The sequence below is a fragment of the Gordonia sp. (in: high G+C Gram-positive bacteria) genome (assembly GCF_047600385.1).
GTDB lineage: Bacteria > Actinomycetota > Actinomycetes > Mycobacteriales > Mycobacteriaceae > Gordonia.
In genome coordinates this window covers 2,121,587-2,134,086 of record NZ_JASGKZ010000001.1, presented here as the reverse complement: position 1 = coordinate 2,134,086, position 12,500 = coordinate 2,121,587, and the positions used below count along the sequence as shown (strand labels likewise).

General features: G+C 70.8%; 10 protein-coding genes. 3 read left to right on the top strand and 7 right to left on the bottom strand.

What is annotated here, in order from left to right; translation table 11 throughout:
* Position 1: 1 nt before the first annotated feature.
* Positions 2-949, top strand: coding sequence for a hypothetical protein (locus QM809_RS09440; protein WP_415045527.1), 948 nt, complete (start codon positions 2-4; stop codon positions 947-949).
* A 31-nt stretch (positions 950-980) separates the two neighbouring features.
* Here the strand turns inward: QM809_RS09440 and QM809_RS09435 are convergent, their stop codons facing one another.
* The 5 genes from QM809_RS09435 to QM809_RS09415 form a co-directional block, all read right to left on the bottom strand.
* On the bottom strand, positions 981-3,029 hold the full coding sequence (locus QM809_RS09435; RefSeq protein WP_415045526.1) for a PhoX family protein: 2,049 nt from the start codon (positions 3,027-3,029) through the stop codon (positions 981-983).
* A 475-nt stretch (positions 3,030-3,504) separates the two neighbouring features.
* Positions 3,505-5,748, bottom strand: coding sequence for a class 1b ribonucleoside-diphosphate reductase subunit alpha (gene nrdE / locus QM809_RS09430; RefSeq protein WP_415045525.1), 2,244 nt, complete (start codon positions 5,746-5,748; stop codon positions 3,505-3,507).
* 121 nt (positions 5,749-5,869) lie between these two features.
* On the bottom strand, positions 5,870-6,382 hold the full coding sequence (nrdI, locus tag QM809_RS09425; protein ID WP_415045524.1) for a class Ib ribonucleoside-diphosphate reductase assembly flavoprotein NrdI: 513 nt from the start codon (positions 6,380-6,382) through the stop codon (positions 5,870-5,872).
* 25 nt (positions 6,383-6,407) lie between these two features.
* Positions 6,408-6,641 (bottom strand): glutaredoxin-like protein NrdH, encoded by a 234-nt coding sequence (gene nrdH, locus QM809_RS09420; protein ID WP_415045523.1) that lies wholly within the window; start codon positions 6,639-6,641, stop codon positions 6,408-6,410.
* Positions 6,642-6,981: 340 nt separating this feature from the next.
* Positions 6,982-7,566 carry an NAD(P)H-dependent oxidoreductase gene (locus tag QM809_RS09415; protein ID WP_415045522.1) on the bottom strand — a complete coding sequence of 195 codons (585 nt, stop codon included), beginning with the start codon at positions 7,564-7,566 and terminating at the stop codon, positions 6,982-6,984.
* A gap of 101 nt (positions 7,567-7,667) precedes the next feature.
* On the opposite strand from QM809_RS09415, the gene QM809_RS09410 reads away from it, so the two are divergent.
* A complete protein-coding gene (locus tag QM809_RS09410; RefSeq protein ID WP_415045521.1) occupies positions 7,668-8,291 on the top strand; it encodes a TetR/AcrR family transcriptional regulator in 624 nt (207 codons plus the stop codon).
* Between the two features lie 78 nt (positions 8,292-8,369).
* Here the strand turns inward: QM809_RS09410 and eccB are convergent, their stop codons facing one another.
* Complete coding sequence (gene eccB, locus QM809_RS09405; protein ID WP_415045520.1) at positions 8,370-9,731, bottom strand: type VII secretion protein EccB; 1,362 nt, start codon at positions 9,729-9,731, stop codon at positions 8,370-8,372.
* Between the two features lie 115 nt (positions 9,732-9,846).
* Here eccB and QM809_RS09400 point away from each other — a divergent pair, with 115 nt between their 5' ends.
* Positions 9,847-11,187, top strand: a complete 1,341-nt coding sequence (locus QM809_RS09400) for a type VII secretion protein EccE (protein WP_415045519.1) — start codon at positions 9,847-9,849, stop codon at positions 11,185-11,187.
* Positions 11,188-11,259: 72 nt separating this feature from the next.
* On the opposite strand, the gene manA is transcribed toward QM809_RS09400, so the two are convergent.
* Positions 11,260-12,486, bottom strand: a complete 1,227-nt coding sequence (gene manA / locus QM809_RS09395; RefSeq protein ID WP_415045518.1) for a mannose-6-phosphate isomerase, class I — start codon at positions 12,484-12,486, stop codon at positions 11,260-11,262.
* Between the last annotated feature and the right edge of the window lie 14 nt (positions 12,487-12,500).

Here is a 12,500-nt window from a genome sequence, read left to right as displayed (position 1 = left end):
TGTGACCGATCCCGTACCGGCGCGCGTCGTCGCGCCCGCTTCCCCGCGACGACGCCCCCGCCTCGCCCGCCTGACGGCGCTGCTCGTCGCCGCGGGCCTGACCGTCGCGCTCACCGCGTGCTCGGAGACCGAAGGCGATCCGGCGAGCACCTCCGCCGCGCGCCCGGAGCCGACGGCACCCGGCACGTCCACGGTGTCGGCGCCGACGGATCCGTCGGCGAAGCAGACCGCCGCGGGCGGCGCCGAACTGGAGGACTCGTTCGCCGCCGAAGGCTTCGGCGAGGGGGTGGGCGTGGCCGTCGCACCCGTCGGCGGCGGGCCGGCGCTCACCTTCGGCGACCAGTCCGTCCGGGTCGCGTGGTCGACGATCAAGGTGCCGTTGGCGCTGGCCGCGATCCGGAACGGCAAGGCTGAGGACTCCGTGGTCCAGAACGCCATCGTCGACTCCGACAACGACGCCGCCCTGGCGCTGCGGAAGTCGCTCGGCACCGAGGACCAGGCCAGGAAGAAGGTCACCGCCGTCCTACGGGCGGGTGGTGACAAGACCGTCGAGGCCGTCAAGATCCAGGATCCGACCGAGACCTTCGGGCTCACCCCGTGGTCGTTGGCGAGCGCCGCCGGGTTCGCCGCGAAGCTCCCCTGCCTGCAGGACTCCACCGAGATCCTCACCTACATGGGCGAGGTGGCCGCCAACCAGCAGTGGGGTCTGGAGTCGATCCGATCCAAGAAGGTCACCACCGCGGTGAAGGGCGGTTGGGGACCCGCCGACGACGGCAGCTACGAGGTGCGCCAGCTCGGCCTGATCACGTGGCAGGACGGCACCCAGGCCGCGGTCACCATGCAGAGCTGGCAGCCCGGCGCGGAGATGGGTGTCGGAACCGCCAACCTGGACAAGATCGCCAAATGGCTGCAGCGGAACCTGAAGCACCTCCCGCACGGCCGGTGCTGACCGCTCCGGCCTGAACACCACCGGGCGGAGATCACACGCCGATCGCGCCGTTCCCGTCCCGCCACACCGCCACCACCGACGGGCGCGGCTGCGCGGTGCCGCCGTCGGGCCAGTGCGAGAGCGGCTTCTCGACGGTGGCGTCGTCGTCCTCGCCGGGGTGCTGGACGCACACCACCACGCGCTTGTCGGTGATGATCGGCCCGCACGTCTCCGCCCCGCGCGGGACGGAGAGGAACTGCTTGGTCTCACCGCGTCGGGGCCCGTCGAGCGCGACCGCGAACAGGCCGTCGTTGCTCTCGAGCGCGTTGCCGTCGGTGGAGATCCACAGGTTGCCGTGCGGATCGAAGGCCACGTTGTCCGGGCACGAGATCGGGCTGACCTCGTTCTTGTCGAAGCCGCCGTAGTAGGTGTCGGCGGCCTTCGGGTCGCCGCACACCAGCAGCAGATCCCAGGTCAGGTCTTCGCCGGTGTGGTCGTCGGTGATCTCCAGGACCTGCCCGTTCTTGTTCTCGTTGCGCGGATTGGCGGCATCGATGCCCGCCTTGCCCGCGGTGCCGCGCTTGTCGTTGTTGGTCAACGCGCAGTACACCTTGCCGGTGGTCGGGTGCGGTTCGATGTCCTCGGGGCGGTCCATCTTGGTGGCGCCCGCCTTGTCCGCGGCGAGCCGGGTGAACACCGCCACCTCGGCCGGCGTCATCCCGGCCACGTGCGACGTCGCTGCGCCGTCGGCGTCGACGGTCATCAGCTTGTGCCAGTGCCCGGTGCCCGCGGCATCGGTCACGGTCGGCGGCTTCTCGCCGGAGAACGACGCCACGTACAGCGTGCCCTCGGACAGGATCCGCATGTTGTGCCGCCGGTCCTCGGGCGAGTCGCCGTCGCGCATCTTCCGGCTGGAGACGAACTTGTAGATGTACTCGAAGCGTTCGTCGTCGCCGGTGTAGGCCACCACCGTCCCGGCGTCCGGGCCGTCGGGCACGACGTAGACGTTCGCCGACTCGTGCTTGAGCCGACCCAACGCGGAGTGTTTGAGCGGCACGGACTTCGGATCGTGCGGGTCCACCTCCACGATGTACCCGAACCGGTTGGCCTCATTGGGTTCCTGCGCCAGATCGAAGCGCTTCTCGTAGCGACCCCACCGGTGGTGGTCGGCGTCGTCTTCGAAGCCGTACCGGGCCAGGCGCTGCACGGCGGGCGAATCCTTCACCGCGCTCGCGTTCATGAAGTAGCCGTTGACGTTCTCCTCGCCCGACAGCACGGTCCCCCAGGGCGTCACGCCGCCCGAGCAGTTGGCGAACGTCCCCAGGATCGTCCGGCCGGACGGGTCAGCGGACGTGCGCACGGCCTCGCTTCCGGCGGCGGGCCCGGTCAGCCGGAACGGCGTCGACGCGGTGATCCTGCGGTTGCGCGGCCCGACGATCGGGGTGAGCGCCCCGTCCTCGTCGTTGGACTCCACCTCCACGACGGTCATCCCGTGCGCGGCCATGGAGATCCGGGCCTGCTCCTCCGTCGGCTCCTTCTCCTTGTAGCCGCGGAACATCAGTTCCTCGGTGGTGTACTCCTGGTTGCACACCAGGTAGTGGCGGCGGCTCTCCCCGGCGACCGGGATCAGCCCGGCGAAATCGTTGTTGAACCCGAACTGCATGGCCTGCGCCTGCGGGGTCTGCTTCTCGAAGTCGAACTCCGGGGCGCCCGGCAGCACCGGGTCACCCCACCGGATCACGACCTTCTGCCGGTACCCCTTCGGGATCCGCACCGCGTCGTCGGTGTTCGGCGGCACGACGTCGAAGCGCATGCCCGCCGGCGGCCCCGCCGATCCGGGAGCGCCGGCGGGTGCGTCGTCGCCGCACGCGGTGAGCACCGATCCGGCGCCGACGGCGACCGCCGCGGCCAGCGACCCCTTGAGCACCGTCCGCCGGGAGAGCGCGGCCTGCGCGACGTCGCGGAAGTACTCGTTGTCGCTGGTGTTGCCGGGCTCGTGCCAGCACGCCTCGCCGCACTTGTAGCGGCAGGTCATCCGCGCCCGCGCCGACCGGCCCGCCTCGGTGCCGACGGAGTTGAACAATTGCAGGGGGATGCGCACGGTGTGACCTCCGGATGATTCGCGTGCCCGGGCTGTGGGCGGGATATGCGAGTCACGCTAGGGAGACCGGCTCAACCGACGTCGACGTCGTCGTGAACGACGATTGAACGCCCGCCGATCCCGCGATGTCGTCCGATCGGAGGACACCGCCCGCCGGTCGTCGCGGTTCTTGTCGCCGGGCGGCAAGAACCGCGACGCGGGATCCGTATCCCGACAGGATCCGCGACGTCGTCGCCGCTGTTCAGTCGTTGCGCTTTCGCTATCACGAGTGAACACCCGTCGACATGCTCACCGCATGGCTGCCCGAGCTTCTCACACACCTCGACGAGAGCCGGTGACGCGGGGGCCCTTCGACCAGGGCTCCTTCGTCGCCCTGCGCAGGGAACGGCGGGGTGACGCGGGCCCTTGGATGCGACGGCGGGACCGGCGCACTCGCCGATCCCGCCGTCGTCACCCGTCTTCGCAGATCAGAGCGTCACAACATGCAGCTGACGCAGTTGTCCACCTCGGTCCCGGCAAGGGCCATCTGGCGCAGCCGGATGTAGTAGAGCGTCTTGATGCCCTTGCGCCACGCGTAGATCTGCGCCTTGTTGACGTCGCGCGTGGTGGCGGTGTCCTTGAAGAACAGCGTCAACGAGAGCCCCTGGTCGACGTGCTGCGTCGCCGCGGCGTAGGTGTCGATGATCTTCTCGTAGCCGATCTCGTACGCGTCCTGGTAGTACTCCAGGTTGTCGTTGGTCAGGTACGGCGCCGGGTAGTAGACGCGGCCGATCTTGCCTTCCTTGCGGATCTCGATCTTCGCCGCGACCGGGTGGATCGAGCTGGTCGAGTGGTTGATGTAGCTGATCGAGCCGGTCGGCGGCACCGCCTGCAGGTTCTGGTTGTAGATGCCGTACTTGCGCACCGACTCCTTCAGCTCACGCCAGTCGTCGGGCGTCGGGATCGCGATCCCGTTGGACGAGAACAGGCTGCCGTCGTAGCTGCCGGCGTCGGCGAACAGTTCCCGCACGCGCGGGGTGGCCGGCTCCCACACCTGATCGATGTACTTGTCGAAGAACTCGCCCGTCGCGTACGTGCTGTTCTCGAACCCGGCGAACGGACGGCCCTTCTCCTTGGCGAGCTTGTTCGACGCCCGGAGCGCGTGGAACAGCACCGTGTAGAAGTACATGTTCGTGAAGTCGATGCCCTCTTCGCTGCCGTAGAAGATGCGTTCCCGGGCCAGGTACCCGTGCAGGTTCATCTGCCCCAGCCCGATCGCGTGACCTTCGTCGTTGGCGCGACGGATGGACGGCACCGAATCGATCGACGTCTGGTCGGCGACGGCGGTGAGCCCGCGGATCGCGGTCTCGATGGTCAGCCCCAGATCCGGCGAGTCCATCGCCTTGGCGATGTTCATCGAGCCGAGGTTGCACGAGATGTCCTTGCCGACGTGCGAGTACGAGAGGTCGTCGTTGAACGTCGACGGCGTCGAGACCTGCAGGATCTCCGAGCACAGGTTGGAGTGGGTGATCTTGCCGTCGATCGGGTTGGCCCGGTTCACCGTGTCCTCGAACATGATGTACGGGTAGCCCGACTCGAACTGCAGCTCGGCGAGGGTCTGGAAGAACTCGCGCGCCTTGATCTTGGACTTGCGGATCCGCTTGTCCTCGACCATCTCCTGGTACAGCTCGGTCACGTTCACGTCGGCGAACGGCTTGCCGTAGATGCGCTCGACGTCGTACGGGCTGAACAGGTACATGTCGTCGTTGTTCTTGGCCAGCTGGAAGGTGATGTCCGGGATCACGACGCCGAGGCTGAGCGTCTTGATGCGGATCTTCTCGTCGGCGTTCTCGCGCTTGGTGTCGAGGAAGCGGTAGATGTCGGGGTGGTGCGCGTGCAGGTACACCGCGCCCGCGCCTTGGCGGGCGCCGAGCTGGTTGGCGTAGCTGAACGAGTCCTCGAGCAGCTTCATGATCGGGATGACGCCCGAGGACTGGTTCTCGATCTTCTTGATCGGCGCGCCGTGCTCGCGGACGTTGCTCAGCAGCAGCGCCACGCCGCCGCCGCGCTTGGAGAGTTGCAGCGCCGAGTTGATCGAACGGCCGATCGACTCCATGTTGTCCTCGATACGCAGGAGGAAGCAGGAGACGGGCTCGCCGCGCTGTTTCTTTCCCGAGTTCAGGAAGGTCGGGGTGGCGGGCTGGAAACGGCCGGCCATGATCTCGTCGACCAGGTTCCGGGCCAGCGCGGTGTCGCCGGCGGCCAGGGTCAGCGCCACCATGCAGACGCGGTCCTCGAAACGCTCCAGATAGCGCTTTCCGTCGAACGTCTTGAGGGTGTAGCTGGTGTAGTACTTGAAGGCGCCGAGGAACGTCGGGAAACGGAACTTCTTGCCGTAGGCGTGACCGAACAGCAGCTTGACGAACTCGCGGTCGTACTTGTCCAGCACCTCGCCTTCGTAATAGTTCTCCTTGACCAGGTAGTTCAGCTTCTCGTCCAGATCGTGGAAGAACACGGTGTTCTGATTCACGTGCTGGAGGAAGTACTGTCGCGCGGCCTCGCGATCCTTGTCGAACTGGATCTGCCCGTTCGCGTCGTACAGATTCAGCATCGCGTTGAGCGCGTGGTAGTCGAGCTCGGCGGGCTCGTGCCCGGCCGGTCCGGCGTGCACGCCGGACACACTGGCCGAGAAGGTACCGGTGGAAGCGTCTTCGGACACGGGGACTGCGGTGGGCGACAAGGGAATTCTCTCCTGCGGGTCTGGCTGTGAAAAAACGAGAAAACGTGAAATCTGCGGACCGGACGACGCCGGAGCGCACTCGGTCACGAGAAATCGGCGGCTGGACGTCGACGGTGACGTGTCAGCGCTGGAACACCGGGCCCGCGGCGAACTCGGTGAGGCCGGAACGGACGCGGTCGACGTCGTCGACGGTGCCCATCAACTCGAAGCGATACAGGTAGGGCACCCGGCATTTGCGCGCGATGATCTCCCCCGCCGCGGCGAACTCGGCGCCGAAGTTGGTGTTCCCCGCGGCGATCACCCCGCGGATCAGGCCGCGGTTGTGCTCGTCGTTGAGGAAACGGATCACCTGTTTGGGCACGTGGCCGCCGCCGGCGTGCGCCTCCGGCTTCCCGTCGTCGCCGAGCTTCCCGCCCCCGTAGGTGGGGGTGATCAGGACGTACGGCTCGTCCACCCGGAAGTCGCCGGTGCGGCCGGTCAGCGGGATCCGTCGCGTCGGGGCGCCCAGCTTCTGCACGAAGCGGTGCGTGTTCTCCGAGACGGACGAGAAGTAGACGATCAGCGGGAGGCCCGCGGCGGCGGACCCGTCCGAGGAACCCGGGAGTTCCGTCGACGGGACACCGGTCCGGGTCACGACTGCCACGATCGGGCGGCCGACGTCAGGCGGCGCTGCCCGCGACGGCCTTGATGCGCTCGGGGCGGAAACCCGACCAGTGCTCGTCACCGGCGACGACGACGGGCGCCTGCTGGTAACCCATGCCCATGACGTATTCGCGGGCCTGCTCGTCGGTGCTGATGTCCACGACGTCGTACTCGAGGCCCAGCTTGTCCAGAGCCCTGTAGGTCATGTTGCACTGCACGCAGGACGGCTTGGTGTAGACGGTGATAGCCATTGGCGGACTCCTCAGTGACGCGTTCGAAGGTTCTGGCGATCGGCGTCCGACGGCTTCCCAGTCGAGAACATCGGCCGTCGTGTGACCCGGGCCGCACGGCCCCGATCCCCGTTCCGGGATGTCCTCCCGTCGGACCCCATGAACACTACACCTTGTGTCCGACATGTCGAATCACCACAAGAACTTGTTGAAAGTCCCAGGTCGCGGGGTGACTCACCTCGCACGCCGACCGCGCATCCCGGCCGCTCGACGTGTCGCCCACAGGCGTCCCCAGCCCGTCCCCAGCCTTATCCCCAGGCCGGTCCCCGACCCGCTCTCCGGAGCGGTCGGCGGACGTCGATCAGCGCGCCGCCGCGACGGCGGGCAGCAGCGCCGAGACCGTCGCGGCGAGGTTCCGGGCGAGCTCGTCGGAGTCCTCGTCGAACTCCCCGGTGCGGATGCCCAGATCCGCCTCCTCGACCACCGTGCCCCCGGCGATGCCGAGCGCCTTGCGCGCCTCCGCCCGCGCCCAGACCCCGGCGTGCCGGCTCAGCGCGGCACCGATCACCCCGACGGGGAGTCCCGTGAACGCCCCCGCGCCGTACGGGCGCGACAGCCAGTCGATCGCGTTCTTGAGGACCGCGGGCAGCCCGCCGTTGTACTCCGGAGTCACCAGGAGGACGGCCTGGGCCGCCCCGACCCGCCCCCGGAGCTCCTCGACCGCCGCACCGCGATCCGTATCGGTGTCGAGGTCCTCGTTGTAGAACGGGAGCCGATCCAGATCGTCGACGACGTCGACGTCCACCCCGTCGGGGGCGTGCCGCGCGATCAGCCGCGCCAGTCTGCGGTTGACCGAATCCCGGCGGAGACTCCCCACCAGGACGACGACGGTGCGAGGCTCGGACGGGGTGGACGACGTCGGCGTGACGAACGATGCGATGGACATGCCCGCCAGCATGCCGTCCGGGGCCGGCGGCGTCACCCCTTCGGCGCACGCTGAGCAGGTCGCTGGACCGGTTCCGACCCGGCGCGCGATATTCTTCACTCATGTCATCTCCTTCCGGGCACGGGGTCGGCCTGCCGCTCCTCCCCGACGGCGCCTGCGGGGAACGCGCCGACGCCGCCCGGAACCGTCAGCTCCTCCTCGCCGCCGCCAAATCGCTGATCGACGATCACGGCGCCGCCGCGGTCACCATGGATGCCGTCGCCCGCTCCGCGGGAGTGGGCAAGGGCACCGTGTTCCGCCGGTTCGGGAACCGCAACGGCCTGATGATGGCCCTGCTCGACCACTCCGAGCGTGAACTGCAGCAGAGCCTGCTGTCGGGTCCGCCGCCGCTCGGTCCCGGCGCCGACCCGCTCGACCGGTTGATCGCCTACGGGCGCGCCCGGCTGAAGATGACCGTCGCCCACCTCGACATCCTGCTCGAAGCCAGTTCCGACGATCCCGACCGGCTCAGTCACCCGGTCTGGGCGATGTCGACGCGTCACGTGCACCATCTGCTCACCGAGCTCGGCTATCGCGGTCGGCTCGCGACGGCGGCGGTCGCGATCCAGGCGCCGCTGGAGGCCGTCGCGGTGCGCCATCAGCTCGACGTCGTGGGCCTCGATGCCGCCGAGATCGCCGACGACTGGGAGCAGATGATCCGCGTCCTCGCCGCCGGAATCGGCTGACCCCGGACCGCGATCACCACCGGATCGGGCGGCGTCACCGGCCCCGGCGGTGACCGCCGGATCCGGTCGGGGTGCGGGTCAGCGGGGCAGGTCCCGCGCCACCAGCGCGGGTTCCCGGGCCAGCGCGGGCCCCTCGGGCAACAGCGACAGCACCGACCAGGGCGCCGCCCGCGGGGCGCCCAGTCCGAGGACCCGGCCGGTCTCGGCGTCGGCGATCCGGAAGCGGACCCCGGCGTCGCTCACGTAGAAGTCGCCGCCGGGCACCCTCAGGTGCTCGCCGGTCCCCGGGCGCAGGTACACCCCGTCGAGGCCGGGGCCGACGCCGTCGGCCGCGCTGAGCGACACCGCCCGGGCGCCGTCGGGCAACGGCAAATGCGCACTCGTGCGCATCGTCTCCCGGGGCGTCTCGGTCCCCGTTCGCGACCACGACCAGCACAGCACCGCGGTGGTGTCGACCAACTCGGGGACGCGGTCGGGGAAGGCGTCCACCGGGAGCCGACGCACCACCGGCACCTCGGTCAGCGCCCCCGGAGACACCTGGCGGATCGCCCCGGCGTCGTCGGTGTCGACGCCGCGCAGGGCCTGCGCGGCGATCGGCGTCAACGGCTGGATGCCGTCGGCCAGCACCGCGAAGTACGACGGCGCATCGTCCACGCCGAGCGACCGGATCACGGTGCCGACGGCGACGTCCCGCAGCCGGCCCGGTCCGGGGCCGCCGCGCCCGGGCACCGGCGGCACCGCGAGTTCGGGCTGCACGGCGAAGGCGTTGAGGAGCGCTTCGCTGACCGGTCGCGGGACGACGCCGTCGAGGCCGAGGGCCCGCCGGACGGCCACCGCGTCGGCGCCGATCCGGGCGCGGACCGGCCGCGAGCCGCTCCGGGTGTCGAGTCGGTACAGCAGCCACTGCGTCTCGCCCGCGCGCACCAGCGCGCCCGTGGCGGCCGGGGCGGGCGCCCCGGTCGGCGCACCGGCCAGCACCGCGGTGCCCGCGGCGGGATCGTCGCACACCGTCCACACCGAGCGGTCGCCGTCGGCGGGCCCCGGCAGCGCCGCGGGGGCGCCCGCGATTCCGAGGGCGGGGCCGCGCGGGTACGAACTCATCGACCGCGTCGACACCGACCTGACCGGCAGCGCCACGCCCGCGACCAGTCGTGCGGAGGCCAGATTCGGCACCGGGTGCAGTGTTCCCTCGACGAGCACGAACAGTCCCCCGCCGTCGGCGGCGACGATCGTGGCATCGCCGACCGACGGCGCCGGACGCACCAGCCCGTAAATGCCCGCTCCCGCCAGCAGCAGCACCGCGACCACCAGTCCGCCGAGAAGCGCCCGGGACTGGGCGCGCATCGGATCGGCGAGCATGCGGGCGTCCCGCCGGATCAACGCGTGTTCCGCACGCGTCAGCACGAACCGGTAGCCGCTCACCTGTGCGCGCGTCGTCAACTGTCTCGACACTCGATCCCCCCGATCAAATCCCGTGTGGACACCGTAGTCCCGCGGTACGGTGGCGCCGGGCACTTTCGCCGAAAGTGCTTGGGGCGCTTCGGGGGGAGCCGGGATGGGAATGCGTGGCAGCGGCGTCACGGGACGTCGTACCGGACGCGACGCACGACGCCGTCGCCCGCCCGCGCCTGCCCCGTTCGACGTGCCCTGCGGCCCGGATCTCGTCGGCGTCCGGTACACCGGTCCGCACCTGACGACCACCCTCGCCGTACGCCCCGGCCCGGTCCGGCCGCGGCGCCTGGACGGCTCGTGGTTCGACGCCGCCGCGCCCGGCCTGCCGCTGGCCGGTCTGCTGGACTGGCTCGCCCGACCCGACGCCGCGGCCACCTCGCTGACCCTCCTCACCCGTGGATCCTGCTGTCTCGGCGACGGCCCGGCGTCGTCGTCCTACCGGACCCTGCTGGGCCCGCTGCCGCTCGCCGCGCGACGCGACGTCCGACTGCAGATCCGGACCGACCCGTTCGCGCACCCGGAGCTGACGGCCCGGTACGGCACCGGACCGTCCGCGGCACTGCGCGCCTGCCTGTCGGCGACCCGGCGGGCCGGCGCCCTGCTGCGGGAGGCCGGTCTCGGCGCCGTCCCGCTCACCGCCGCCGAGCTCACCGCCGCCGACGACTGGGCGCTCGACGGCGGGGCTCGCCCGGCGGGCGGCTCCCCCGAACCGCCGCACGCCTACCGGATCGCCGCACCCGATGCCGCGGCACTCGCCGCGACGCTGGAGTCGGTCTGGACCCGCACCGGCGGCACCGCGCTGACCGCGCTCGATCTGCGTCCCGCGCGTTCCGCACCGCGGGTCCGCGCACTGCTCCGGCTCGACGACGCTCTCCGTACCCCGGCACCGGTGACCTGGCAGCCGTTCCCCAATGCCCCCGACGTGCCTCTTCCCGACGGGACGGCGCAGGACCTGCGCGGCGCCGTCTGCCCGGTCGACGGCGACGGCATCGTGCTCGGCGCCGATGCGCACGGCCGCCCGGTCGGGCTGCGACCGACCGGACCCGACATCGCCCGCACCCGGATCACCGGCCGACTGTCCCTGGTGCAGCAGACGGTGGTGCGGCTGGTGGCGACCGGCGTCTCGGCGGCGGTCTTCACCGATCGGCCGGAACGGTGGGCCGGACTGCTCGACGCGGTGGCCGACCGGACGCTGCTGCACGCCGCGTCCGCCGGCGGCGCCGACGTCCTGGTCGACGACCGCCCGGGTGCCCGGCTCGGACCGCTCGACGGCCACACCGTCCTGTGCGTGAACGACGACGCCCGCACCGCCGACCCCGGCGGCGGTCCGAGCCTGTGCCAGGACCCGGACGATCCGGCGTTCGCGGAGGTGTGCGGCGGCGACCGGCGGATCCGGGTGCGGCTGGTCGCCACGCCCGCGGAGAACGCGCTGCTGGGCGCGTGAACCTCCGGGAACGCGGTCGGGGTCGCGGCGCGGGTGGACGCTACCGGTCGCGGGAGCCGGAGCGCACGGAACTCACAGGGGGACGCGCGCGCGGAAGAAGACCGCCTGCGACGACGCCGCCCGCACGATCACGTCCGGGTCGGAGTCGGCGAGCCACACCGCGTCGCCGCACTCGACGGTCCGGCTCTCGCCGCCCGGTGCGAAGACCTCGATGCGGCCCCGGACGACGGTCAGGATCTGCGGCCCCGGCATGTCGAAGCTGATGCTCGAGGCCCGCTGCAGACCCGTGCCGTCCAGTTCCACGCGCGAGAGCCGGAACTCCGGGGCCGGGGTCAGGTAGATCCGTTCGGCGCCGAGCGCCTCCACCGCAGGCATCAGCGCGGCCCGGGAGACCGGCGTGAAGTCGAGTACGCGGAGCAGTTCGGGGACGTCGATGTGTTTGGGGGTCAGTCCGCCGCGCAGCACGTTGTCGGAGTTGGCCATCGCCTCCACCGCGGTCCCCCGCAGGTAGGCGTGCAGGTTGCCGGCCGGCAGGTAGATCGCCTCGCCCGGCTGCAGTCGCACGAAGTTCAGCAGCAGCGCCGCGAGCACCCCGGGATCGTCCGGGTAGGCCTCGCCGAGTTCCAGGACCGCACGGAGTTCTCCGGCGAACCGGGCCTCCCCGTTCTCCAATGCGCGCACCGCTCCGGCCAGCACCTCCGGCACCAGCTCGGCGATCATCGGCTCGGGCAGCGTGAGCCACGTGGTGAACACCGTCCGCAGACCGACCCCGTCGGGGGCGTCGGCGAGCATGCCGAGCGTCGAGTCCAGCCCCGGGACCTGCAGACAGCGCAGCAGGTCCACCGTCTCGAGGGGATCGCGGAAACCGGCCAGCGCCTCGAACTCGCTGAGCGCGACCACGATCTCCGGCTTGTGCCACGAATCCCGGTAGTTGCGGCGCGGATCGTCGGGGGCCAGACCGGCCCGGTTCTCCGCCGCGAACCCGATCCGGGCCTGGTCGGCGCTCGGATGCGCCTGCAGGGACAGCGGCTCCTCGGCCGCGAGCACCTTCACCAGGAACGGCAGCCGCTGCTCGAAGGCCTGCGCGACCGGCGCCCCGAGGACGGCGACCGGATCCTCGTCGACCACCGAGAGCAGGTCGGCCGAGGAGTCGGCGATCTTCGCCGGCGACGCCGGGTGCGCGCCGAACCAGAGTTCGGCCTCCGGATGCGGCGACGGCGAGGGCCGCCCCTGCAGTTCGGCCAGCGCGGTCCGGGAACCCCAGGCGTAGGGGCGCACCACGCCCTTGAGTAGCTTCATCTGCCGCGCACCTC